Raw genomic sequence first — 24,900 nt, 5'->3', positions numbered from 1 at the left:
GATCATGCCGCTTATGCCATACTTAGAAATCAAGAAGAACTTTAAGCCTGATATTCTTTTGCTCCTGTTGTATATTACTATGGCAGCAATTATCATATTCAGAGTAAATGTGCACGGCTCTGGCTACTTAAGCCCTGACTCAGAAGCTTACCTTGGTTTGGCCCAAAATTTAAAAGAGGGGCACGGGCTTTATACGATGAACGCAAACGGAACGGGAAGAAACTACTTTTCAACTTGGCCCGTTGGCTATCCTGTGCTCATTTACCTATTCTCGGAAATAAGCATGTTGGATGTCTATTGGTCGTCAAAAGTGCTGAACCTTATTTTCTTGGGTTGTGGCTTTTTGATGCTACGGCACTTAAATAGGTCTTATGCATTTATACTTGCCTCAGTGTATGGGGCCTATACTTACATGGAAGTGTACAGCTTTACCTGGTCAGAAGCACCATTTCTGCTGGGGATACTTATACTTGCCTGCCTTACTAATCAAGTGTGGCTAAATGTAAAAGTGAACCGAAGCATACTGCTGATCTGCCTTACATGCATATGCCTGTTTCTAATCCGCTACATAGGAGCTTTTTCGTTTGGCGTGCCGGCACTGCTGGGGCTGTACTTTGCATTCAAACACAAATACAAACTAGGTATAAAACTCTTTCTGGCGGCTATTGTGCCTGCCTTGTTTGCTGGCGCATATCTGTATAACAACTATTTGCAAAGCGGCTTTACCACTGGCTTCGACAGGCTGGATGGCAAAACAGAAAGCCCTGGCAACTTTGTAGTGATGCTGCTTAAAGGCCTGATAAACGAGTTCCTTATCATCCGTGAGTTCAGATTACAGAATCAGCCGGATTACCTGTTTTACCTTACTACGGTATTACAGCTGCTGCTACTAGCTTTTATAACCATGAAACTCAAAAGGCATTACGCATTTTGGCAAGAACTTAGGAAAAGAAGCTTCTCGCTTATCTGCGTTGGTATTGGTGTTTTATACTTTCTTGCTGTGCTGGTGCTGCGCTCCGTCTCGCACTTCGACGATTTAGATTACAGACTGCTCTCTCCGTTGAGTTTTCCGGTTTTTATAGGTATAATCTATACTGTAGTTACACTGCCGGACAACCATAAAGATGTAGTGCAAGCAAAGTATGCTATTTTAGCTTTGTTTCTGATTTCCTTGCTCTTAACGGTACCTAAAAATTTTGTCGTTGGTCAGGTGCAGCAGCTGTTTTAATCACACTTTGTATGGCAGCTTAATTAAATGCGTAATTACTCTCTAGCAATATTACATTTATACTACTCAGCGTTGCCACACACATATTTTCCACTCTTCTGTTCGTCTACAAAATCAATAGGTTTGTCCGGCGCAAGGCTGGTTTGGCCGAAACATAAAGTATGCACGCCGCTGAAATTGGCATATCCTTTAGATTAGAACTAAATTTATACTTTGTAGCATATCATCTGCAAACCGGCTAATAGCCATTTACATTCTTATTTAAACAACTTAAAAAGCATGAATCGCAAGTTATTAATTTGCCTCTTGTGGTGTGCCGCCAGTCTTTCGGCGATGGCACAAAGCAAGGGAAACAAGATCGAGTTTACGGAGTACACGCTCCCGAACGGCCTGCACGTGATCCTGCACCAAGACAAGTCTACGCCCAACGTAGCGGTTTCGGTACTGTACCATGTAGGTTCTAAAAACGAAGTACAAGGGCGCTCAGGCTTCGCTCACTTTTTTGAGCACCTGATGTTTGAGGGCACCGAGAATATCAACCGCGGGGAGTATAGCTCGCTGGTGCAAAAGGCAGGCGGTGCCCTCAATGCCAACACTTCTTTCGACCGTACCTATTATTATGAGCTGTTGCCATCTAACCAAGTGGCTTTGGGCCTTTGGATGGAGGCAGAGCGCATGAAGCATGCCAAAATAGATGAGGTGGGCGTGGAAACCCAGCGCAAAGTAGTGCAGGAAGAGAAGCGCGAGCGCATCGACAACCAGCCTTACGGCTCTATGGGCGAGAATGTGTTTGCCTTGGCCTACGAGAAACACCCGTATAAAACAATGCCTATCGGGTCGTTCGAAGATTTGAACGCCGCTAGCATCGAGGAGTTCCGCGACTTTTACAAAACGTTTTACGTGCCGAACAATGCCACGCTTTCCGTAGCCGGCGACATTGATATCGAGGAAACCAAGAAAACCATTGAGAAGTATTTCGCGGGCATCCCGAAAGGAACAAAAGCTATTCCGCGCCCAGATGTGGTAGAGCCAAAGCAGACACAAGAGCGTCGCAAAACAGTATATGATAACATTCAGCTGCCAGCGGTTATTCAGGCATACCATATTCCGGCACAGGGCACGGATGATTACTATGCCCTTTCTCTACTAACAACGCTACTTTCTGGCGGCGAGAGTGCCCGCTTGCCAAAAGCACTGGTAGATAAGCAGCAGAAAGCCGTGGCAGCCGCCTCTATCCCCTTCCCTACCGAAGACCCGGGCCTTTTCCTGACGTTTGCCATCGCCAACATGGGCGTAGAAGTAGACGACCTGGAGCAAGCCATGAACGCAGAGATTGAGCGCGTAAAAACAGAGCCCCTGACAGACCGCGAGTTCCAGAAGCTGCGCAACCAGGTAGAAAGCAGCTTTGTGCAGCAGAACAGCACGGTGGCCGGCCGCGCCGAAAGCCTCGCAAACTATGCCGTATACTTTGGCGATGCCAACCTGATCAACACGGAGTTGCAACGTTACCTGAATGTGAAAAAAGAAGACATCCAGCGTGTGGCCAAAGAGTACCTCACCAAGAACAACCGCGTGGTGCTGCACTACCTGCCAAAGTCAGCCCAACCGAAATAGACGTTTAGTTTAGATCTTAGACATAAGATATTAGATGTTAGACTTATGATGTTTTAGGCTAATTACATTACCTGAAAAATCTTGTATCTAATATCTTGATACTTGTGTCTAAAAAAGAAAGCAATCATGATAAAGAAAATATATAGTGCCGCATTTCTGGCCCTGGCCCTGATGTGTGTAACGCCAGCCCAGGCGCAACAGTCTACACCGCCGCCTCCGGGCCCGGCCCCTAAAATAGAGCTCGGCGATTACGAGCATTTTACCCTGAAAAACGGACTGAAAGTATATGTGGTCGAGAACCATAAACTGCCGGTTGTGTCTATGTCGTTGGTTTTGGATAGAGACCCGATTCTGGAAGCCAATAAGGCCGGTTATGTGCAGGCCGCAGGGCAAATGATGCGCACGGGCACCACCAACCGCACCAAAGACCAGTTTGATGAGCAGGTAGACTTTATTGGTGCCGACCTTGGTTTTTCTTCGACTGGCTTTAATGCCTCCGCCCTGAAGAAGCACCTGCCAACCCTGCTCGACCTGACTACCGATGCCCTGCTGAACCCGAAGTTTACGCAGGAGGAGCTGGACAAAATTAAAAAGCAGATGAAGGCCAGCCTGGCCCAATCCAAAGATAACCCGGACGCTATTGCCAGCCGTACCCGTAACCTGGTGCTCTACGGCAAGGATCACCCTTACGGCGAGCTGATGACCGAGGAAACAGTGGATAACATCACGCTGCAGGACATCCAGAGCTACTATAGCACATACTTTAAGCCGAACATCGGTTACCTGGCCGTAGTAGGCGACGTAACGCCGAAGGAGATGAAAAAGCTGCTGAAAAAGCAGCTTAAAAACTGGGAGAAAGGCGATGTGAAAGAGGTAAACTACGCGCTGCCAACCAAGCCGGAGCAAACGCAGGTGGTGATCGTGGATCGGCCGAGCGCAGTACAAAGCTCGCTGGTGCTAACCAACCCTGCCGACCTGAAGCCGGGCGCTGAGGATGCAGTGGCCGCCCAATTGATGAATAATATACTTGGCGGCGGCATGGATGCACGCCTGTTCCAGAACCTGCGCGAAACCCACGGCTATACTTATGGCGCTTACTCCTCTATCAACAACGATGAGATTCTAGGCCGCTTTAATGCCACTGCCAACGTTCGCAATGCCGTTACCGACAGTGCCGTGGTCGAGTTTATGAATGAATTGACTAAAATCCGTGACCAGCGCGTTACCGAAGATGAGCTCCGCGATGCAAAAGCATTTGTTATGGGCAGCTTTGGGCGCGGTCTGGAGAACCCAGCAACCGTGGCAGTATACGCCATCAACACGGCCCGCTACGGTTTGCCAGAGGATTATTACCCGAACTACCTGAAAAAGGTGGAAGCGGTAACTGCCGATGACGTGCAGCGCGTGGCGCAAAAGTATATCAACCCGGATAAAATGTACGTGCTGGCCGTGGGCAATGCCTCCGAGATAGCCGATAAGCTAAAGAAGTTTGATAAAGACGACAGCCAGATAACGTATTACAACACGGCCGGCGAAAAAGTAGACCGCAAGGCAATGGGTGTTCCGGCTGGCTTAACAGCAGAAAAAGTTCTTGCAGACTATGTTAAAGCTATTGGCGGCAAGGCGAACATCGAAAAGCTGAAGGACGTGACCATCACTAGCAACGCCACTATTCAGGGCATGACGCTAGTGTTTAAGCAGCAGCAAAAAGGCAACGATAAGTTTGCCGTGCAGGTGCTGATGAACAACAACCCGATGCAGCGTGTAATCATCAACGGCGACAAAGGGAAAATGGAAGCGCCCATGCAGGGCGTTAACAAAGAGATGACTGCCGAGGAACTGAAAACGCAAAAGTTAGAGGCAAACCTGTTCCCGGCGCTGCAGTACGATAAACTTGGCATCAAAACCAAGCTGACCGGTGTAGAAGATGTGGATGGCAAAGAAGCATATGCTGTAGAAGTGACTCAACCGAATGGCCAGAAAGCCACGCACTACTTTGCTAAAGACAGCGGCCTGCGCCTGAAAGAGGTGAACAGCCTGGAAACACCGCAAGGCGTTATCACACAGACCAAAACCTATAGCAACTATAAAGAAGTAAGCGGCGTGAAATTTCCATACATGGTCGAAACCGTGGTTGGCCCGCAGACAATCAAAGCCGAGGTGCAGACCATTGAAGTGAACAAAAACCTAAGCGACGACACGTTTAAGCTGTAGGCTCTTAAAAAGCAGGATTGATACTTGCGGATTATAAAAGGCGGCTGGCTCTATTGAGTCAGCCGCCTTTTTGTTTTATCACTTATGGCAAGTATAAAGTATAGGCACTACAATTCGTTTGGCTTGTTTTTCTTGATTTCGATAAAAAATTTACCGCAGTCTGTGAGATTATCAGCTTGCTTGCGAATAATAAGTTAAAGTATGATGCCGCCAGCGCGGGTGCTAACAAAGTATAACTACAGCCTGGATCAGACATGCGTTTTCCCGATGATACAGAAAAGAAACAAGACAGCATTCGAAAAGGTGATTCAGGAGAACTAGGGCATTATTTACAAAGTGGTAAACACCTATTGCCCCCGCCCTGACGAGCGCGAAGACCTGGCCCAGGAAATTATGCTGCAGCTCTGGCAAGCGTTTGATAAGTATGATGCGAAGTATAAAATCTCGACGTGGATGTACCGTGTGGCGCTAAATGTGGCGATCTCGTTTTACCGCAAAAGCCAGACACGGCAACACCTGCGCATACCGGTACAGGAAACCACGGCGCACCCTGCCGAAGAAAGCCCGGAAAGCCACGAGCAGCAACTCGCCCTGCTGGATCGGTTTATACAGGAGCTGAAAGAACTGGACAAAGCACTGATGCTGCTTTACCTGGAGCAGAAAGGGCAGCAAGAGATAGCGGATATTCTGGGTATTTCTGTATCCAACGTGTCTACCAAAATTGCCCGCATCAAAGACAAACTAAAGCAAAGATTTTTAACCCATAACGATTCATGACTATGGAAAAGGACGAGTTACTGAACCTACTGAACAGCTATGATCACAAGATCAGCCAGGCAAACGCTATCTCTCTCCAAGCAGTTGAAGGGCTGCAGGTTCATAAATCAAAATCAGTTTTGAAAGGCCTGCTGTACCATAGGGTGGCAGAGTTGCTGCTTGGTTTAGCTGTAACCGTTTGCCTTGCGCTGTTTGCCTATTATAATATTAGCAGCGTGAGTCTTGTGGTTGCCGCTGCTGTTATTATGGTTTTTATGGTTATAGCTATCTCAGGCTGTATCAGGCAAATCATCCGTATCAACCAGTTCGACTATGCGCGGAGCGTTTCGGAAAACCAGCAGATGCTGGCCGGTTTGCAAGCCCATATCATCACGTATCTGCGTTTATCCGTGCTACAACTGCCCATATACTTTGCCTACATTATGGTTGGGTTTAAATTGATTTTCGGGCTGAATATCTGGCAGGTTGGAGATGATAACTGGCTTATCAGCCAGGGGATTTTAAGTATACTTCTTGTACCAGTGTCTTTATGGCTGTACCGCAAGATCTCTTACAAGAACCTGCACATAAATTGGGTTAAACGTCTGGTAGCCGCATCTGGCGGAAAACATGTAACCCAAGCAATGGCTTTTTTGCAGGAGATAGATACTTTCCGGAAAAGCTAATGGGCTTAACTGTACTGTTTACTGTGGAAGTGCCTTATCGGAGCAATTATTCACCAAATCCATACTTGTTTTCCACAGAAATGTGGAAAACAAGTATGGATAAGTATGTTAGAACAGTTCTCCCTGCACAGGCTGTATAAACTTCTTTGGTGGCTTCAGGTCAAAACCGCATATTTTGTTAAGGCGCTCCACCAAGTACGTTTCCAGTTCTGGAGCCAGTGTATTGTCGGGTTCATGCACGAAGAAGTATAGCTGGCGCAGGCCGTTGTCAAACCACTCTTTCAGGCGCTCTACCCAGGCATCTATTCTGGTATAGTCGGTTGGGTGCAGGCCGTTGCCCACAAAGCGGATCATGGCCGAGGGTGTGGTCAGGCGCATATGCAGCACATCGCGGCGGCCCGCCACATCGGTCAGTACGGTGCCTGTTTTATACTTCTCCAGCACAGCAAACAGTTCACGGCTGGCATCCGCATCGGCAAACCAACCTTCGTGGCGCAGCTCAACGGTTATCGGTATACTTTCAGGGATAAAACCCAAAAACGCTTCCAGGTCGGGCAGTTGGCTTGGCGCAAAGTATGGAGGCAGCTGCAGAAAGGCTTCGCCCAGCTTATCCTCTAGCCCGGCAATGGCTTCGCAAAAGGCTGCCGTTACATCCTGGGTGCTGCGCAGGGCCGCTTCGTGGCTGATGAGCTGCGGAAACTTGGGGCAAAACTTAAAGCCGTGCGGCACAGTGTTTCGCCAGCGGTCGATGGTGTCGGGGCTGGGGATGTGGTAATGTGTGCTGTTGAGCTCAATGGTACCAAACTGCTTGCCATACCATAGCAGCGACTCCCGCTCCGGCATGCGGGCCGGGTAGTATTTGCCAACCCAGGCCTTGTTCACCCATACCGGTAGGCCGATGTATACCTGCGGTTTTTGGCCTGTCTTAAACTGCTGCAACAACGGCAGTGTATCGGGGTGGTTAGGGGGCAGCGTAAAGTCTACGCGGCTGATGTCTGAAAGCTTTCCAAAATCCATAAAATACCCTCCGCTTTATACTTGGCTGAGCCATGCCGGCTGAGGCAAAAACTAAAGCCGCCTAAAACGTAAATTGGTGAAAAAGTAACCGTTTTACGGCGCAAACGCTTTGCAAACCAAAAATTTTTTCTTTATTTTTTATAGGCTATACTTAATGTAAAAACCTAGCCAAAAATATAGCTTTGTGTGCTATAAAGCCAGATTTTTGCATTACCTGACTTAGGTTAAATCAAGGCATCCCAACCGTATCCCCCTACACCTAACAAGCAATAATTGCTTAAAAGGCCTCGTTTAAAAACAAATTTCGTAAATTTGCAGCTTCACCAACTATTAAGTGATATGATTCATAATAGAAAGTGCTTTATCTTTTCTTTGATCATTTTTCTATTTGTCGGCATTAGCCAACCAATTTTTGCACACAACAACTCAGGCAAAGCCAAGACCCAAAAGGGCGAGGCATCGTGGTACGGGAGCCGTTACCATGGCAGAAAAACCAGCAGCGGGGAGCGTTATAACAAGAACGACATGACTGCTGCGCACAAAACACTACCTTTCGGCACGAAAGTGAAAGTGACAAACCTCGATAACAACGAATCCGTTATCGTGCGCATCAACGATAGAGGCCCGTTTGTAGGCGATCGTATTATTGATGTATCAGAAGCCGCCGCACGCAAACTCGAATTCCATGCCCAGGGCGTAGGAAATGTTAGGATTGAGGTGCTGAACCCAGGTGCTGAACTTGCTTCGGCTGCCGGTTTCTCCTTCGATGTGGCTTCTTTCTCTGATTTTGCCCTTGCATCTGGCGAAACACCAGATCTGGCAAGCAGAAACTAAGGTAAACACGGCTTTTATAGCCTTTGCCGCTTAGCAGCGTACTCAGAAAACGAACAGAGCGCAGGTCCTTTATGGGGCTTGCGCTTTTTTTGTGCCCCTTGTTTTGGTAGAGGCCTATGATGTGTTTATCTATAAATAACTCTCATTAAGCTTATAGCGGGTAGTAAAACTTTGATAAGCAGTATAGATTCCTTATACTTAAATACCAAAAACTAAACACTATAAACTCAAAATCTAACCTATACCACCTTGAAACGACGAAACTTTCTTGAGTTATCGGCGCTGGGCTTCGGCGGCTTAATGCTGCCTTCCATACCTGTGTTTGGCGATATCATATCGCCGGAAAGAGCACTGGAAACCGTGGATATTGCCCTTAAAAAGCGCTTAGCAGATGTAGCCCTAAACACGGCTAAATCAAAAGGGGCCTCTTATGCCGACGTGCGCATTGGCCGCTACCTGCAGCAGTATATTTTTACGCGCGAAAAGCAAGTGCAGAACATCGTAAATGCTGAGTCTTACGGCGTGGGCGTGCGCGTGCTGGCCAATGGCACCTGGGGCTTTGCCGCCACTTCCGATGTATCGGATAAGGGCGTGGCTAAAGCTGCTGAGCAGGCCGTGGCTATTGCCAAGGCAAACGCTAAGCTGCAGAAAGAGCCGGTGCAGTTGGCTCCTGTAAAAGGCTACGGCGAGGTAAGCTGGAAAACACCAATCGAGAAGAACGCCTTTGAAGTGCCGGTTGGGGAGAAAGCTGACCTGCTATTAGCCGCCAATGCTGCCGCTATGGCCAACGGCGCCAACTTCGTAAACTCCGCCCTGTTTCAGGTAAACGAACAGAAATACTTTGCCTCTACCGAAGGCTCTTATATAGACCAAGATATTCACCGCATCTGGCCAAACTTTACCGTTACGGCTGTAGATAAAGCTAGCGGAAAGTTTAGGACCCGTGAGGCCCTGAGCGCTCCGATGGGCATGGGCTATGAGTACATGATCCCGAAGGCATCTGAAAAGATCAAGGGCCCGGAAGGCACCGGCTTAAACGGCTACCGCTATGCGTACGATATGTTAGAGGATGCCACTATCGCTGCGAAACAAGCCAAAGAAAAGCTCACAGCTAAATCGGTGCTGGCTGGCAAGTATGATTTGGTGCTAGACCCGAACCATCTGGGCCTGACGATACACGAGTCGGTAGGCCACCCGCTGGAGCTAGACCGCGTGCTGGGCTACGAGGCCAACTATGCAGGCACTTCCTTTGCCACGCTGGATAAGTGGAAGACAAAGAGCTTCAAGTATGGCTCTGATAAGGTGAACATCTTTGCTGATAAAACGCAGAAAGGCTCGTTAGGCTATGTAGGCTGGGACGACGAAGGCGTGAAAACCAAGCAGTGGGACCTGATTAAAGACGGCGTGCTGGTGAACTACCAGGCCATCCGCGACCAAGCTCACATTATCGGAGAGAAAGAATCGCACGGGTGCTGCTACGCCGATAACTGGAGCTCTGTGCAGTTCCAGCGCATGGCCAACATCTCGCTGGCGCCAGGCAAAGAGAAGAAAAACGTAGACCAGCTGATTGCCGGCGTAGATAAAGGCATTTACATTGCGGGCCGCGGCTCCTACTCTATCGACCAGCAGCGCTACAACTTCCAGTTCGGTGGCACCACCTTCCATGAGATTAAGAACGGTAAAATTGTGGGTATGCTGGAGGATGTAGCTTACCAAAGCAATACGCAAGAGTTCTGGAACTCCTGCGCTGGCTCCTGCGACGAAAGCGACTACCGTTTGTTCGGCTCGTTCTTCGACGGCAAAGGCCAGCCCAGCCAGATCAGCGCGGTATCGCATGGCTCTGCCCACACCCGCTTCAACGGCGTGAACGTGATAAATACAGCGCGCAAAATCTAGCGCGTGCGAGTCACGAGTTCTGAATTCTGAGTTTTGAGTTATACTATATACTATGGCCGAAAGTATAGTTGCTACCAAATCTTACAACTTTGCGCTGCGCGTGATCAAGCTGTATAAACACCTTACGCAGGAGCAACGAGAGTTTGTATTGGCAAAGCAAGTTCTAAGAAGCGGCACATCCATCGGCGCTAATGTAGAAGAGGCCCTTGGCGGGCAAAGCAAAGCCGATTTTAGGTACAAGTTAAGTATAGCCCTGAAAGAAGCAAGGGAAACCAGCTATTGGCTGCGGTTGCTAAAAGACTCAGAATATATAAAACCAGATGCTTTTAAGAGCATCCACGGCGAATGCGAAGAGTTGATCAAAATACTGAAAAGTATAATTCTTACTTCTCAGCAAAAAGAAAACAACTCCTAACTCAGAACTCAAGACTCAGAACTGACAAAGCAATTGGTTTCAAATTAAGAGAACATCAAAACATGGCAATATTATCAAAAGAAGAAGCTCAGGCGATACTGAAAAAGGCCCTGGGTTTTTCGAAAGCCGATGAGTGTGAGATTACGCTCAGCGGTAACGTGGGTGGCAACATCCGCTATGCCCGAAACGAGGTGTCTACGAGCGGCGCAGAAGAGAACGTATCCATGGCCGTGGAGTCCAGGTTTGGCAAGCGCTCCGGTGTGGCCACGATCAACGAGTTCGACGATAAATCCCTGGAAAAAGTGATTCGGCGCTCGGAAGAGATTGCGCGCCTGGCACCTGAAAGCCCGGAGTATGTAGAACTGCTTGGGCCGCAAAAGTACATCACCACCAAAGCGCATTTCGACTCCACGGCAAAGGTAGACCCGGCCTACAGAGCCGAAGCGGCCGCTAAAAGTATAAAGGCGGCCTCGGACAAAGGCTTGGCAGCTGCGGGCTTCCTGGAGCACTATACTAACTTTACGGCCAAAATGAATAATAAGGGCCTATTTGCGTACCATCCGTCTACAGTAGTGGACTTTTCGGTAACGATGCGCACCGAAGATGGCACAGGTTCCGGTTATATTACACAGGATTTCAGTGATGTAAGCAAACTCGATACAGGCAAAGCCTCCCAGATAGCCGCCGAAAAAGCTGCTAACTCGCGCAATGCCAAGGCCCTGGAGCCGGGTAAATATACCGTTATACTAGAGCCTGCCGCCTCCATAGACCTGCTGCGCAACATGTTCTACAACATGGATCAGCGCAATGCCGAAGAAGGCCGCAGTTTCCTGAGCAAGCCGGGTGGCAAAACAAAAGTAGGCGAAAAGCTGGTTGATGAGCGGATCACGGTATACTCAGACCCAACCAATGCCGAAGTGCCAGCCTCTCCTTTCTCCGGCGATGGGCGCCCGCAGCAAAAAGTAACCTGGATTGATAAAGGCGTAGTGAAGAACCTGTACAATACGCGTTACTGGGCCTCTAACAAAGGTGCGGCTTCCATACCGCCTCCGGGCAACGTAATCATGCAGGGCGGCAACGAGTCTATTGAGGATATGATCAAGAATACCAAGCGCGGCATACTTGTTACGCGCCTGTGGTACATCCGCGCCGTAGACCCGCAAACGCTACTCTATACCGGCCTTACCCGCGACGGTACTTTCTACATCGAGAATGGCAAGATCATGTACCCGGTGAAGAATTTCCGCTTTAACGAGAGCCCGGTAATCATGCTCAACAACCTGGAAGCCCTGGGCAAGCCGCAACGCATCAACGGCAGCCTGATTCCGCCAATGAAGATCCGCGACTTTACCTTCACGAGCCTTTCGGATGCGGTGTAATCGCTGCTGATCTATACTTTGGATGCCGTATGCAGCAACGCTGCGTGCGGCATTCATTTTAAATTTAGGGAGTATAGAAATAACAACCGTCTTCGACCTCCTGCTTAAAAGCAGCGCTTCTGAAGGCAATTGCTAAAGTATAAACCTAACTCAAGACTCAGAACTCTTAACTCAGAACTCCCAAAGTGCAACCCTTCACCTTTGTGCGCCTGCAATACCGCTCCGGCAACTGGGATACCGACCCGCGTATGCCCAGCAACCTGCTGCACTCGCTTATCCAGTACACCACGGTGCCGGTAAACGAGCAGGAGAAGGTAGTGGCGTTGGAGAGTGCGGAGCTGTTTAAGTACCCTTTCAGCTACCTGAGCGGGCATAAGCTGGTGGAGTTTAACCAAAAGGAGCGGCAGAACTTTAAGACCTATGTGCAGAACGGCGGTTTCGTGTTTGTGGACGATTGTAACCACGACGTAGATGGGCTTTTCGCCAAGTCGTTTGAGGAGCAGATGCGGCAACTGTTCGGTGCTGGCGCGCTCAAGAAAATCCCGAACAACCACAAGCTGTACAAGTCTTTCTTCACCTTTGAGGAAGGGCCACCCACCACCAGCTTCGAGCTAAACGGCTGGGGCGACGATCTGGTGCACGATTATCTGAAAGCCATAGAAGTAAACGGCCGCATTGCCGTGCTCTACAGCAACAAAGACTACGGCTGCGAATGGGACTACGACTTTAGAAACAAGCGCTGGCTGGCAGAGGACAATACCAAGTTTGGAGTGAATATAATAATGTATGCGCTGACGAGTTAATATATAGTAAATGCTATAGATAAACTTAACTACATGCTATGAAAAAGACACTCTTCTTACTCGCTTCCCTACTGGCGTTTTGCCAAGCCTTCGCCCTTCCCGACCGCAAAATAAGTAATGCCGAAGCATTTGCGCGGCTTTACGGCTATGTACGCTACTTCCACCCAAGCGATGAGGCCGCCGCACTGGACTGGGACCGCTTCGCCATTTACGGCCAGCAGAAAGTAGCCAATTGCCAAACGCCTCAGGAGTTACAAGCCACGTTAACAGAACTTTTCCAACCTATTGCGCCTACCGTTAAAGTATACTTGGAGGAAGATGAGGTAACGTTCGATTTACAAGCGATTACTCCGGCCAAACCTCAAAAGTATAAAACCATTGCCTGGCAGCACCTTGGCTTGGGTATGGGAGACAAAAGAAACTCTTACAAAAGTGTTCGCACCCACAGGCCTACCTCCTACAAAGCTTCCGCAGCTAGCTATGGGCAAGCCCATAAATCTCTGGGAGCAGCTGCATACAGAGGGCAAGAGTTTGTATACAGGGCAAAGGTAAGGTTGGCAGAAGGTACTGGGGCCGCTCATTTGTGGGCTCGTGTAGACAGAGAAAACGGCAAAATGGGCTTCTTCGATAACATGAGCAACCGCCCTATTAAGTCTGGGGAGTGGGCATACTATGAAATTAAAGGCGTTATAGATGCTGATGCGAAGGACCTTAACATTGGCACTTATTTAATTGGTTCGGGAGAGCTCTGCCTGGATGATATAAGCCTGAAAATAAATCAAAATGGTACTTGGCAGGAAGTATACGCAGAGCAGTTTACGAAAAGGAAAGTAGGGCGTACATCCAGGGTCTTGGATAACAAAGGTCCTCGCAAACCTAAGGTTCAGGGCTACCTTTTTACTATTGCTAAAAGTGCATCAAACAAAGAAGATAAATGGTACTCGATTAAAAGCGAAACTCTGGAAGCTATACAGGAAAAGCCTGAGTTCTTGTTTAAAGCCTACCCGAAGGTAGGAGAGTATACTTCTAAAGCAATTGGAAGCGGCTTAAAAGCTGTGATTCCATTAGCGCTTTATGGTACCGAAAAACAAACCTACCCTGCTGCAGATAAGGCATCTTTTGAAAAACTGAAAAGCAACCTGGAAGCTATGCCGGTTAAAGAGTTCGTAGGTGCTGATCTGTATACCAGGCTCGGGGGCGTCACCATCACCTGGAACGTTTTTCAGCATTTCTACCCATACTTTGATGTGGCCAAAACCGATTGGCACCATGACCTGCAAATGGCCCTCAACAGTGCCTACACTGACCAAACAGCCACAGATTTTCAGAAAACGCTGCAGCAGCTTACAGCCAAGTTAAAAGATGGGCATGTACGTGTAACCTCTGCCGAGGACAAAGCCACTTTTCAGCCGCCTATTGCTTGGGAGTGGGTGGAAAGCAAGCTAGTGATCACCCATGTGTTCGACGAGTCTGCGCTACTTGCAATAGGCGATGTTGTTACAGCCATTAACGGTCTATCGCCCGAAGTTTATTTTGATGATGTGCACGCATATATTTCAGCGGCCACCGATGGATTGCTTAAGTATAAGGCCCAATGGGCCTCGTTGAGGGGAGAAGAAGGCACAGAAATGCACCTTGCCATCCAAAAAACAGATAATACAATCACCGATTTAAAGCTGAAACGCACGGTGTCCAGTACGCAAGCTTTTAATACTTTACCGCAGCCAGATATTATTAAGGAACTGGCAGATGGCATCATGTACATCAACATGGATAAGGCCCCAATGAAGAAAATTAAGGAGGTGATGCCGCAGCTGCAACAGAGCAAGGCCATCATCTGCGACTTGCGCGGCTATCCAAATAGCAACCACGAGTTTATCCAATACCTGATGTCTACGGCAGACACCTCCAGCCAATGGATGCAGATTCCGCAAATCATTTACCCCGACCAGGAGAAGGTAGTTGGCTACAGAAAGTATAGCTGGCGATTAAAGCCTAAAACACCGCACTTAACAGCTAACATTATTTTCCTGATCGATGGACGGGCCATAAGCTATGCAGAGAGTTACATGAGCTTTATTGAGCATTATAAACTGGCTACTATTGTAGGCCAGCCAACGGCAGGCACCAATGGCAACGTTAACCCGTTTACGCTGCCCGGTGGGTATTACATTCCTTGGACAGGCATGAAAGTGCAGAAGCACGATGGCACGCGGCACCATGGGGTAGGTATACTTCCGGATGTTTATGTAGAGAAAACCATACAAGGCGTGCGCGAAGGCCGTGACGAGTTTCTGGAGAAAGCGATGGAAATAGCGACGAAAGCACTTTAAGACACCAGCCGCTCACAGCGTCTTCCGGGCCTGTGAGTGGCTACCATATACTACAATAGTCATCAACAAGTATAAAATGACTGAACAAGACATAACCAACCTGCTGGCAAAGCTCCCACGGCTAAAGCAGGAAATACAAAAGATAATCGTGGGCCAGGAAGAGGTGCTCGACGAGGTGCTGATAACCATGATGGCCGGCGGACACGGTTTGCTGGAAGGCGTACCAGGCTTGGCTAAAACCCTGTTGGTGCGCACGCTCAGCAATGCCATGGATTTAGGCTTCCGGAGGATACAGTTCACCCCGGATCTGATGCCAACCGACATCCTTGGCACCGAGGTGCTGGAAGAGGACCACGCCACAGGCAAGCGCTTTTTCAAGTTTAACGAAGGGCCGATCTTCTCCAACATTGTGCTGGCCGATGAGATAAACCGTACGCCGCCCAAAACGCAGGCTGCCTTGCTGGAGGCCATGCAGGAGCACGAGGTAACCTACGCCGGAAAAACATACTTCCTGCCAAAGCCCTTCTTCCTGCTGGCTACTCAAAACCCGATAGAGCAGGCCGGAACCTACCCGCTACCCGAAGCGCAGCTGGACCGCTTCCTGCTTTTCATCAAAATAAAATACCCTACCGAGCAAGAGGAGCTAAACATACTTTCCAGCACCACCGGCACACAGAAGGCTCAGGTGCAGCCCATACTTAGCGGCGAGGAGGTAATGCTGCTGCGCCAGCTGGTGCGCGAGGTAAGTATAAGCGACGAGCTGCTGAGCTTCGTAAACCAGCTTGTACGCGCCACCCGCCCCGACAGCACCAGTATAGACTTTATAAAACAGTATTGCCGCTGGGGAGCCGGGCCACGCGCCGGGCAGGCACTTATACTTACCGCCAAAGCGAGGGCCTTGCTGCACGGCCGCTTCGCTGTTACCGTGGAGGATATCAGAACGATGGCCTACCCCGTGCTGCGCCACCGCGTGCTAGTAAACTTCGCGGCCGAGGCCGAGCGCATCACGCCAGACAAGGTGGTTGATGAGCTGCTGCAAAGTATAAAGCTGCCAAAGGCGGTTCTTGTATAAAGCATCTAACCACCCCCAGCCCCTCCTTGTTTAAGGAGGGGAGTTTAGAATGCCTGGCGCGGGTTTGCAACCCGTGATGTGGAATAAGTGCGAGTGTCCAGACTCGCTTATATTATTTGTAAAACAAAAGCAGAAACAGATGGAAGAGACAGATATTGTAAAGCTGACGGAAACAGGAACCGACCTCCTGCGGAAAATGCTGGGCACGCGCATCTGCTACTTCATCACAGATAGTATAAAAATTGAGGCCAGCGGCAGTAACGTGCGGTATTGGGCGCTGGAGTTCGCGGTAGGCCTTACTACCAACAAGCGCGACCAGAGCTTTATCAACATCAGCGCCGATTACAAGCTCTCCTCCAAATCCTCGACCACTTACTACGGCTTCGAGATTGAGGAAAGCAAGGTGCCGCTGCGCAAAGAGAAGCTGCTGCAGTCGGGGCAATACTCGGAGATAAAGGTGCTGTCGGGGCAGGTGCTGATGCTGGAGATTTACCAGGACTGGAACCAGGAGTTCGACGAAACCATCCACTACGACGCCGCCATCGTGCTCTACACCGACTCCCAAAAGTATATGCTAAAGGTACGCGAAGAGCTAGTTGGTGGGGTAGATGTTATTTTGGATGAGGCCGCTATTGAGGCAGAGTTGGTGGATTTGAAGTTGCGGCAGAGTTTGGTGTAGGTAGATTATACTTATTGTCTAAAGATGATACCTGATTATATTAAGCTAAGTCGAGGTGGAATTAAATTTTTTCAACTGTTTATTCTACTGTTCTCTTCTCTACTGGCATTATTTAATGTGCTATTTGTATGGTCTGAACCTACAAAAAATATGATAGTAGTTACACTTATTAGTACTGCAGGACTTGTTACTTTAAATTTACTTTATGCAAAAATTTATGATGTAAAAATCGAGAATCATGAAATCATCATTGAGAACTTGTATGCTAAGGTTGAGTTCTGTGGAGAGGATCTTACAGCAATAAAAGGCGTGCATCCTATTCCATTCTTATATAAGGTGGTTATAGGCAAAAGAAACTATTTTTTCTTTGGGAACTTGGCACTCGCTCTTAAAGAATTTACAGCAAGTACAGCTGAAGCTCTAGAAGCTATTACAACTCAATTTAAAAAGCGTAAGCGTAAATAACATTCGAGACACTAGTCCTTGAACACCCACAAATTCATCGACCCGAAGGTACTGGCTACCATAAAAGACCTGCCGCTGTTGGCTAAAACGGTGGTGGAGGGCTTTTTGGCGGGGCAAAACCAAAGCTTACGGCGCGGGGCGGGGCTGGAGTTTAGCCAGTACCGCAGCTACCAGCCCGGCGACGACCTGCGCCAACTCGACTGGAAGATGTTTGCCCGCTCCGACCGCTATTACATCCGGGAAGCCGAAGTAGACACCAACATTACGGTGCGGTTTATACTAGATGGCAGCGCCTCGATGGCACACGAGGATGTGAACGGCATCAGTAAAATGGAGTATGCGCGGTTTCTGGTGGCCTCGCTGGCGTACCTGGCCACCACGCAGGGCGATGCCGTGGGCCTGTACGTGCTGCACGAGAACCAGCTCATTAATCTGACGCCGCGCTCCGACAACATGCACCTGCAGCGCTTCTGGCACCAGCTGGCCGAAGTAAAGCCGCAAGGTAAGTTTCCGGGTATGGAGGTGGCCGCCAACCTGTTTGCCGACAGACGGCAGAAAGAGCTTACCGTTTTTCTCTCGGATTTGTACGAGCACGAAAGCGAGATAAAGGACTTGCTGTATAAGCTGGGAGCGCAAGGCCACGAACTGCTACTGATGCACCTGATGAGCCGCAACGAGCTGGACTTTAACTACACCGGCACCCTTACCTTCGAGGATCTGGAGACAGGCCAAACCCTGCAGGTAAGCAGCGCCTCGCAGCGTCAGGCATACTTAGCCAGGCAGCAGGAGTGGCTTCAGGAAACCGAAAAGGCCCTGCGCAACCACCAGATCGCCTATAACCGCTTCGTGACCGACGAGCCGCTGGATAAAGCGCTGCGCACGTTCCTGCAAAAGCGGCTGCTTTATTGATTGTTAGTTGTTAGATAGTCGATTGTTGTTTTTATGTATGATAAAGACCTTTTTAATGGCGCGAGCGTCCTCGCTCGTGACTAGCTATAGTTTGGGCCTCTGGCCCAGTTGAGTTGCAAACTCAACATTATATGTAGGCACGGGTTACAAACCCGCGCCAGCAAGGGGGTTTAATTGTTGGTTATTAATTGATGATTGTCATTTAAGAAAACATCCCAAACCTGTAGTTGTCATCCTGAAAAGGATCTTGTTTGAAGGGAGGTGAAGCTATCGAAACTGGCTTGCAAGGCTCTGACGGCATAACAGACGATAATAATTTCTAATTTTTAATTTCTAATTCATAATTGATCTTATCAGCACCATACTGGCTACTTGCAGCGTCGGCTATACTTATCCCGATTGCCATTCATCTGTGGAACAAGCGACAGGGAAAGACGGTGAAGGTGGGCAGTTTGCGCTGGTTAGAGGCCTCGGCGAGTAACCGTTGGAGTAGCATAAAGCTGAACAATTTCTGGCTGCTGGTGCTGCGCTGCCTTATACTTATACTATTGGCCGTGGCGCTGGCACAACCGGTTTGGGTGCATCAATCACAAAAGCAAAAAGGTAACAGGGCAATATTTATCGGTGAGGAGCTGCTGTATACTTCTTCTCTCAAGCCCATCAAACCAACCATTGATTCGTTGCTGCAGCGTGGCTATACCTTGCATGCCTATACTTCTGATTTTACACAGATTCCGCAGGAGAAATGGCAACAGATCAGCGCCCGTACAGAAGACAGCATACTTACGAGCAAGTATAATTACTGGAGCCTCTTGCAGGCTCTGGCAGCGAAGTATAAAAACCCGCAGGATAGCGTGTGGCTTTTCACATCGGATCAGCAGCAGTACTTTACCGGCGCACGCCCCAATGCTTTGCCGCAGCACATCCACTGGATTCCGGTGGCTACCGATAAAAGTATAAACTGGCTGCAGGCGGCCATCCAAACTTCCCCCGACAGCCTTTTGCTTATACTTGGCCACAGCTCCCGCGAGGGCACCAGCTACAGCAAGTATAAAACAGCCACATCAACCCAAAGTATAAACCTACCCGGCAACCAGCAACTGCAACTCCTACGGCAGCAAGACTCGCTGCAGGCCACCATCTCCGGCAACAGCAGCAAGGTGCAGGTGCAAACAGAGCCGCTGCAGGTAGCCATACTTTCCGGCAAGGCGCAGCAGGCGGAGGCGCGCTATTTAAAAGCGGCTTTGCAGGCTATCAGCAGTTATACCGGTTTGCCTATACAGCTTAAAGCTGATACCACAGCAGTTGATTGGGTGTTCTGGCTGCAAAACGAGGCGCTGCCGCCAAGTATAACCCGGCAGGTAAAGCGGGGCTTGCAGGTATGGGTGCAACAGCATTCTGATGACCAAGCAAAAAAGGTAACCCTCACGACAGCTACGGCGCCGCTGGAAGTGTGGCAGGAGGGCAAAGGCAGCATCCACCAATATACTGGCACATTGGCGCAGAACATGCAACTGCCCGAGCAGCTGTTACCGCTACTTTTGCCAGCTAAAAAAGCCTCCTATGACTACCGCGCTCTGGATGAGCGACAGTTGTTACCGGAAAAACGGATACTAGCGTCTCCTGACACTACCCCGAAATCAGCTAAGACAAACCTGCTGAAATGGTTTGTTTTGGCGGCCTTTGTTTTATTTTTAATAGAGCGCATTATCGCCAACAGGCGCAGCAAAGTATAAGTATGGCCTTAACAGAAAGCATCCATATCCTCCAAGGCATCCGCAGGCAATATGTGCAGGCAAAGCTGTGGCTCTATGCGCTGCAGGCTTTGGCGGCTATACTTGTGGGCGTGGCCATACTTTGGCGCTGGAAGTTTGAGGCTCCGGTTTTGGCCGCAACAGCCGTGGCTATACTTTTGGGTGCGGTTCTATACTTTATACTTCGCTGGAGATCGGTTTCTAAAACCACGCTGCACCAAGTGGCTCGCCACCTGAACCGCCACTACCCGCAACTGCAGGACAGCACCGAACTGCTGCTGCACGCGCCCGATAACCTGCTGCAAAAACTACAGCAACAGCGCCTGGCCGCCACGCTACACGAGCTGCACCCGGAGCAGCAGAAAACCTTTAGCCTGCGCGGCACGGCCACTTTTACTTTTCTGGGGCTGGCGCTACTGCTCTCGGTCGGGATTTTATACTTGCCGGCGGCTCCGCTTGGCACAGCTGCACCTAAAAGTATAAAGCTGGAGTTCCCGGATGCGCCCGCTGCAACTGCCGATACGGTTGCTAAAATCGAGAAGATCGAAATTACCGTGTCGCCGCCCGGCTATACCGGCAAGGCTACTTACCGCGCCGAGAGCCCTAATTTACGTGTAGAGGAAGGCGCAACCGTCACCTGGCTGATTAGCACTACCAAACCGGCGCAGCTGCAATTTGGCCTGAGCGAGCAACAGCCTATCAGCTTTAAGGCGCAAAACGGCAAGTATACTTTTTCTCGCCGCTTCAGCGAGTCAGGCTTGTACACCATCAACCTCAACGGGCAAAAATCGGCTTTCTATACCCTGGAGATCATCCCCGACGAGGCACCGGTTATCCAGATCAGCAAACCCAACGAGTACACCGAAATTCGGCTGGGCGAGCCGCAACGTGTAAGGCTTCAGGCGCAACTTACCGACGATTACGGCATCCGGGAGGCCAGCATGATCGCCACGGTGGCAAAAGGTTCTGGCGAAGCCGTAAAGTTTCGGGAGGAAAAGATCAAACTGAACCTGAGCGGTAATAGCCGCAGCTACACCATCAACCAAACTCTGGACCTGCAAAAACTGGGCATGGGCTTCGGCGACGAGCTATACTTTTACCTGCAGGCCTGGGACCGCCACCGCGGTTACACCCGCTCCGAAACATACTTTGTGCAGATCGAGGACACCACCATTGTAGAGGCCAGCTTCGACATGACGGCCGGCGTAAACCCGGTTCCGGAGTATTTCCGGAGCCAGCGCCAGATCATCATCGACACCGAAAAACTGATAAAAGAGCAGAAAAGCATTAGCCGGGCCGCGTTTGAGGAGCGATCTAACAACATCGGGGTAGATCAAAAGCTGCTGCGCCTGCGCTACGGCAAGTTTCTGGGCGAGGAGTTTGAGAGCGGAATCGGTCCGGGCGGTGGCATACCCGAGGGCGAAGAACACCACGAGGACGATGGCCACGACCACGGGCAGCAGCAAGAGGACCCCAACAGCGCCCAAGCTCTGTTAGACCCTTACATGCACAAACACGACCAGGAAGGCGAGGCCACTATTTTTGAACCAGCCGTAAAGGCCAAACTGAAGGGCGCGCTGGCGCAGATGTGGGAAGCTGAGTTGCGTTTGCGCACACACAAGCCCAAAGAGGCTCTGCCTTACGAGTACAAAGCGCTTCGGATGTTGAAGGATGTGCAGCAATCGCAGCGGGCATACGTGGCCAAAACCGGCTTCGAGGCACCGCCGCTAAAAGAGCCGGAACTGCGCCTTTCGGGCGAGCTGGACAAGATAACGCCGCTGCAAGCGCAAGACGATCTAAAGCAAACGCAGAACTTCCCTGGCACGCGCAAGGCGCTAAGTTGGCTGGCAATGTATAAACAAACCGGCAAGTATAAACCAGGCGATGCGGCCATCCTCGAAAAAGCCGGCCAGGAGCTGGCAAAGCAGTCGCTGCAAAAGCCCGGCAGCAACCTAAAGGCGCTTCAGGATTTGAGAACCTTGATCTCGGAAATGAACGCTAGCAAAAAGCTGTGCAGCACCTGTATCGTTTCCGTGGAACGCGCCTTCGTGAACCTATTGCCGCCGGCAACGCAAACACCCCAACCGCAGCAAACGGTCAGAAGCAAGTTGGCAGAGAAATATTTGAAGGAGCTTAATTGAGTTCTGAGTTCTGAGTCACGAGTTAAAAGGTGTAAGAATTAGAGGATGGGTGGGAATGCTCGAAAAGTTTTGTTAACCTCCTGCTCCCTTCAGACTTTTTCACCTCTCCCCAACCCTCTCCTAAAAACAGGAGAGGGAGTTTAGTTCAAGCTCCGTCAGCAGCGGCTATTAGAAATGATCCCAGTCTTTGGGTTGAGCGCCTTGTATTGATGCGGTGCCGAACGCAGTGAGGCAGCCTGCAGCGCAGCGATGGCAGCTTCAATACACCGCGCGATGCCCAAAGACGAGGCCTCCCGGCCTAGAGGGCATCAAAGCCAGAAATGAAACGGTTGGCAAGCAAGGCTGAAGATTAACAGTAAATAGGAAGTATAGCAGAAGCAAAAGACATGATTCAGTTCAAAACCCATATCGGTTTACTCCAGCACCTCCCCGGCATGCACTACCTGGAAGTGCCGCAGGAAGTGGTGCAGCAGCTAGGCACGCTCAAAATACGCCTGCATTGCACCGTTAACCAAGCCCTGACGTTCCAGTGCGGGTTAATGGCCCTGGGCGAGGGCAAAGCATACATCAGCATCAGCAAGAAGCGCATGCAGCAATTGAGGCTGGCCCTGCACGACACTGCCACGGTTGCCCTGGAGAAAGACGACAGCAAGTATGGCACCGACATGCCTGAAGAACTGGAGGAACTGCTGTACCAGGACGAAGAAGGCAACCGCCGCTTTCAGCTGCTGAAGCCCAGTGTGCAGCGCTACGTGCTTAACCACGTGTCGGCGGTAAAAAGCCCGCAACTGCGCGTAGACCGTGCCATTACCCTGATCGAGAACCTAAAAACACTGCCGGAGGGCAAGGAAGACTTCCGGGCCATGCTGGGGCTGCCTCCGCGCTAAATAAAATTATGATGCAACTTACCTGGCTGCTAACGATACCGATTATACTTGTGCTGTTGTGGCTGGCCTGGCGCCGGCCAAACCGACAGCGGCTGGGCTGGCGTTTGGTGGCAAGTATGGTGGCAGGCATCAGTTTGGTGCTACTGGTTTTTCCGCCGGTTACGCAGCAGGCCATCAATCCCAGCGCTGCCATTTTACTGACGGAAGGCTATAACCCCGACACCCTAAAAGCGCTGCAGCAGCAAAAGGCGAAGCTGCAGGTTTATACTTACCAAGCCACTAGCAACGTCAATGGGATACCACTTAATGCCTTACTACAGCTGCGGCAACATCAGCCTGGGCTACAAACCCTACACGTATTAGGGTATGGCTTGCCAACGCAAGAATTAGCGCAACTGGAAGGCCTTAGCTTGCAAACACACCTAACAGAGCTACCAGCGGGCTTGCAAGCAGTTGATTGGCCGCAACGCGTGAAACTAGGCCAAGGAGTGGAGGTAAACGGCAAGTATATGGCTAAGGCAGGTAAAGCTATACTATACTTGCACGCAGCTGGCCAGCTTCAGGATTCGGTTACTTTGTTACCTGATAGCAGCCAGACGTTCCGGCTGCGCTATACCCCGAAGGTAAAAGGCTGTGCCATGTATACTTTGCTGCAGAAAAAGGGCTCTCAAACTGATACCCTCGGGCAGTTACCTGTGCACGTAGAGGAGCCGCAGCCACTGGGCGTGCTGCTTTTGGCTGCCACACCCAATTTTGAGTTTAAATTCCTGAAAAACCATTTGGGCGAGCTGCAGCACCGGGTGGCTTTCCGCGCAACCATCAGCAAAAACCTGAGCCAAAGCGAGTGGCTGAACATGCCCAAAACAGATCTGAACCGTATTACGCCGCGCTTGCTGCAGCATTTTGATGTGGTGATAACAGAGCCGGAAGCCCTCCAAAATCTGAGCGCCAGCGAACGATCCGTTTTGCAACAAGCTGTTTCTAGGGATGGTTTAGGCGTGTTGAGCATTGCTGCTGCGCCTGCCACAAACCGCAGCACCGCTTTCTTCACTTCCTTTGATACCCGCCGTGTTTCCCGGCAAGAGAGCCGCAGCGTGCGTGCCTCCTGGGCCGGTACAGATGCCGCCACAGCTATAGCCGCCCCCTATACTTTGGTAAACGCACCAGCACTTTCAGCGCTCATATCAGAATCAGGAAAAAATGTACTGGCCGGTGCCCGAAAAGCGGGTTGGGGCAAGGTTGCCATTAGCCTGGTGCCGCAGACTTTCCCGTGGCAGTTGGAGGGCAAGGACAAGGTATATGCCAGTTACTGGGCCACGCTGCTGACAGCAGTGGCCAAAGAGCAGGTGCAGGAGCAGTTCTGGCAGGTTACGCAGCCGCAGTTCCCGAAGCCAAACCAGCCGGTGCAGCTTACCTTCACGGATTATACTTCCAACGGCGAGTTAACTACAGCCACAGTAACGCGCCTAGCCGACTCCACAAGTATACACATGCCCTTGGCACAGCACATGCACCAGCCTGAGAAGTTTAGCGGTGACTTCTGGCCGCGCCAAAGCGATTGGCACCAGGTGCAGGCAGCGGGCACAGACCCATACTTCTTCTTCGTACAGGATTCCACTGGTTTCACCTTCGAAAGTATAGCTAGCCGCCGTGCCGCTACGCAGGCCTTTGCCGCCAGTCAACGCCTACGCCAAGCTAATGCCGCGCTGGCATACCGCAACGAGCCGGTGCCTTTGTGGTGGTTCTTTGCCCTGTTTGTGCTAAGCAGCGGGTTTTTGTGGCTGGAAGAGAAGTTCTAAAGTATAGCTCCTGAATAAA

At 50.2% G+C, this 24,900-nt stretch carries 20 protein-coding genes; 19 read left to right on the top strand and 1 reads right to left on the bottom strand.

Annotated elements, in window-relative coordinates; all coding sequences use genetic code 11:
• Positions 1 to 79: 79 nt before the first annotated feature.
• The 5 genes from D1627_RS10465 to D1627_RS10445 all read left to right on the top strand — a co-directional run bounded on the left by D1627_RS10465 (position 80) and on the right by D1627_RS10445 (position 6,498).
• On the top strand, positions 80 to 1,228 hold the full coding sequence (locus tag D1627_RS10465; RefSeq protein WP_147383276.1) for a hypothetical protein: 1,149 nt from the start codon (positions 80 to 82) through the stop codon (positions 1,226 to 1,228).
• Positions 1,229 to 1,507: 279 nt separating this feature from the next.
• Positions 1,508 to 2,842 carry a M16 family metallopeptidase gene (locus D1627_RS10460; protein ID WP_119432190.1) on the top strand — a complete coding sequence of 445 codons (1,335 nt, stop codon included), beginning with the start codon at positions 1,508 to 1,510 and terminating at the stop codon, positions 2,840 to 2,842.
• 126 nt (positions 2,843 to 2,968) lie between these two features.
• Positions 2,969 to 5,056, top strand: coding sequence for a M16 family metallopeptidase (locus D1627_RS10455; RefSeq protein ID WP_119432189.1), 2,088 nt, complete (start codon positions 2,969 to 2,971; stop codon positions 5,054 to 5,056).
• A gap of 336 nt (positions 5,057 to 5,392) precedes the next feature.
• On the top strand, positions 5,393 to 5,833 hold the full coding sequence (locus tag D1627_RS10450; protein WP_233555587.1) for an RNA polymerase sigma factor: 441 nt from the start codon (positions 5,393 to 5,395) through the stop codon (positions 5,831 to 5,833).
• A complete protein-coding gene (locus D1627_RS10445) occupies positions 5,830 to 6,498 on the top strand; it encodes a hypothetical protein (protein WP_119432188.1) in 669 nt (222 codons plus the stop codon). The genes D1627_RS10450 and D1627_RS10445 overlap by 4 nt, the downstream gene beginning before the upstream one ends.
• A gap of 108 nt (positions 6,499 to 6,606) precedes the next feature.
• Here the strand turns inward: D1627_RS10445 and D1627_RS10440 are convergent, their stop codons facing one another.
• Positions 6,607 to 7,515 (bottom strand): DUF72 domain-containing protein, encoded by a 909-nt coding sequence (locus D1627_RS10440; RefSeq protein WP_119432187.1) that lies wholly within the window; start codon positions 7,513 to 7,515, stop codon positions 6,607 to 6,609.
• Between the two features lie 339 nt (positions 7,516 to 7,854).
• On the opposite strand from D1627_RS10440, the gene D1627_RS10435 reads away from it, so the two are divergent.
• The 14 genes from D1627_RS10435 to D1627_RS10370 all read left to right on the top strand — a co-directional run bounded on the left by D1627_RS10435 (position 7,855) and on the right by D1627_RS10370 (position 24,881).
• The gene (locus D1627_RS10435) at positions 7,855 to 8,349 is read left to right on the top strand and encodes a septal ring lytic transglycosylase RlpA family protein (protein WP_119432186.1); all 495 of its coding nucleotides are present in this window, start codon (positions 7,855 to 7,857) and stop codon (positions 8,347 to 8,349) included.
• Positions 8,350 to 8,598: 249 nt separating this feature from the next.
• Positions 8,599 to 10,245 (top strand): TldD/PmbA family protein, encoded by a 1,647-nt coding sequence (locus D1627_RS10430; RefSeq protein ID WP_119432185.1) that lies wholly within the window; start codon positions 8,599 to 8,601, stop codon positions 10,243 to 10,245.
• A 52-nt stretch (positions 10,246 to 10,297) separates the two neighbouring features.
• Positions 10,298 to 10,660: a four helix bundle protein gene (locus D1627_RS10425; RefSeq protein WP_119432184.1), complete on the top strand. Its 363-nt coding sequence runs from the start codon at positions 10,298 to 10,300 to the stop codon at positions 10,658 to 10,660.
• Between the two features lie 62 nt (positions 10,661 to 10,722).
• Positions 10,723 to 12,039: a TldD/PmbA family protein gene (locus D1627_RS10420; protein ID WP_119432183.1), complete on the top strand. Its 1,317-nt coding sequence runs from the start codon at positions 10,723 to 10,725 to the stop codon at positions 12,037 to 12,039.
• A gap of 185 nt (positions 12,040 to 12,224) precedes the next feature.
• Complete coding sequence (locus D1627_RS10415; RefSeq protein ID WP_119432182.1) at positions 12,225 to 12,842, top strand: DUF4159 domain-containing protein; 618 nt, start codon at positions 12,225 to 12,227, stop codon at positions 12,840 to 12,842.
• A gap of 38 nt (positions 12,843 to 12,880) precedes the next feature.
• Positions 12,881 to 15,175: a S41 family peptidase gene (locus tag D1627_RS10410; RefSeq protein ID WP_119432181.1), complete on the top strand. Its 2,295-nt coding sequence runs from the start codon at positions 12,881 to 12,883 to the stop codon at positions 15,173 to 15,175.
• 76 nt (positions 15,176 to 15,251) lie between these two features.
• Positions 15,252 to 16,247 (top strand): AAA family ATPase, encoded by a 996-nt coding sequence (locus D1627_RS10405; protein ID WP_119432180.1) that lies wholly within the window; start codon positions 15,252 to 15,254, stop codon positions 16,245 to 16,247.
• 139 nt (positions 16,248 to 16,386) lie between these two features.
• A complete protein-coding gene (locus tag D1627_RS10400) occupies positions 16,387 to 16,926 on the top strand; it encodes a hypothetical protein (RefSeq protein WP_147383275.1) in 540 nt (179 codons plus the stop codon).
• Positions 16,927 to 17,076: 150 nt separating this feature from the next.
• The gene (locus D1627_RS10395; protein ID WP_147383273.1) at positions 17,077 to 17,391 is read left to right on the top strand and encodes a hypothetical protein; all 315 of its coding nucleotides are present in this window, start codon (positions 17,077 to 17,079) and stop codon (positions 17,389 to 17,391) included.
• A gap of 18 nt (positions 17,392 to 17,409) precedes the next feature.
• Entirely contained in the window at positions 17,410 to 18,300 is an 891-nt protein-coding gene (locus D1627_RS10390; RefSeq protein WP_119432177.1) for a DUF58 domain-containing protein, read from the top strand.
• A gap of 344 nt (positions 18,301 to 18,644) precedes the next feature.
• Positions 18,645 to 20,036 (top strand): BatA domain-containing protein, encoded by a 1,392-nt coding sequence (locus D1627_RS10385; RefSeq protein WP_119432176.1) that lies wholly within the window; start codon positions 18,645 to 18,647, stop codon positions 20,034 to 20,036.
• 2 nt (positions 20,037 to 20,038) lie between these two features.
• Positions 20,039 to 22,195, top strand: coding sequence for a DUF4175 family protein (locus tag D1627_RS10380; protein WP_158607174.1), 2,157 nt, complete (start codon positions 20,039 to 20,041; stop codon positions 22,193 to 22,195).
• 386 nt (positions 22,196 to 22,581) lie between these two features.
• Positions 22,582 to 23,082: a DUF1905 domain-containing protein gene (locus D1627_RS10375; protein ID WP_119432174.1), complete on the top strand. Its 501-nt coding sequence runs from the start codon at positions 22,582 to 22,584 to the stop codon at positions 23,080 to 23,082.
• Between the two features lie 8 nt (positions 23,083 to 23,090).
• Positions 23,091 to 24,881 carry a hypothetical protein gene (locus tag D1627_RS10370; protein ID WP_233555586.1) on the top strand — a complete coding sequence of 597 codons (1,791 nt, stop codon included), beginning with the start codon at positions 23,091 to 23,093 and terminating at the stop codon, positions 24,879 to 24,881.
• Positions 24,882 to 24,900: the final 19 nt, after the last annotated feature.

The organism is Pontibacter oryzae, assembly GCF_003576375.1.
In the GTDB taxonomy this organism is placed as follows: domain Bacteria; phylum Bacteroidota; class Bacteroidia; order Cytophagales; family Hymenobacteraceae; genus Pontibacter; species Pontibacter oryzae.
The sequence above is the reverse complement of the archived record's forward strand: the minus strand, read 5'-3'. Positions and strand labels throughout refer to the sequence as shown.

Coding starts and splice junctions, on each gene's coding strand:
- D1627_RS10465 (WP_147383276.1), top strand. CDS start 80: ATGGCAGCAATTATCATATTCAGAGTAAATGTGCACGGCTCTGGCTAC.
- D1627_RS10460 (WP_119432190.1), top strand. CDS start 1,508: ATGAATCGCAAGTTATTAATTTGCCTCTTGTGGTGTGCCGCCAGTCTT.
- D1627_RS10455 (WP_119432189.1), top strand. CDS start 2,969: ATGATAAAGAAAATATATAGTGCCGCATTTCTGGCCCTGGCCCTGATG.
- D1627_RS10445 (WP_119432188.1), top strand. CDS start 5,830: ATGACTATGGAAAAGGACGAGTTACTGAACCTACTGAACAGCTATGAT.
- D1627_RS10440 (WP_119432187.1), bottom strand. CDS start 7,515: ATGGATTTTGGAAAGCTTTCAGACATCAGCCGCGTAGACTTTACGCTG.
- D1627_RS10435 (WP_119432186.1), top strand. CDS start 7,855: ATGATTCATAATAGAAAGTGCTTTATCTTTTCTTTGATCATTTTTCTA.
- D1627_RS10425 (WP_119432184.1), top strand. CDS start 10,298: ATGGCCGAAAGTATAGTTGCTACCAAATCTTACAACTTTGCGCTGCGC.
- D1627_RS10420 (WP_119432183.1), top strand. CDS start 10,723: ATGGCAATATTATCAAAAGAAGAAGCTCAGGCGATACTGAAAAAGGCC.
- D1627_RS10410 (WP_119432181.1), top strand. CDS start 12,881: ATGAAAAAGACACTCTTCTTACTCGCTTCCCTACTGGCGTTTTGCCAA.
- D1627_RS10405 (WP_119432180.1), top strand. CDS start 15,252: ATGACTGAACAAGACATAACCAACCTGCTGGCAAAGCTCCCACGGCTA.
- D1627_RS10400 (WP_147383275.1), top strand. CDS start 16,387: ATGGAAGAGACAGATATTGTAAAGCTGACGGAAACAGGAACCGACCTC.
- D1627_RS10395 (WP_147383273.1), top strand. CDS start 17,077: ATGATAGTAGTTACACTTATTAGTACTGCAGGACTTGTTACTTTAAAT.
- D1627_RS10380 (WP_158607174.1), top strand. CDS start 20,039: ATGGCCTTAACAGAAAGCATCCATATCCTCCAAGGCATCCGCAGGCAA.
- D1627_RS10375 (WP_119432174.1), top strand. CDS start 22,582: ATGATTCAGTTCAAAACCCATATCGGTTTACTCCAGCACCTCCCCGGC.
- D1627_RS10370 (WP_233555586.1), top strand. CDS start 23,091: ATGATGCAACTTACCTGGCTGCTAACGATACCGATTATACTTGTGCTG.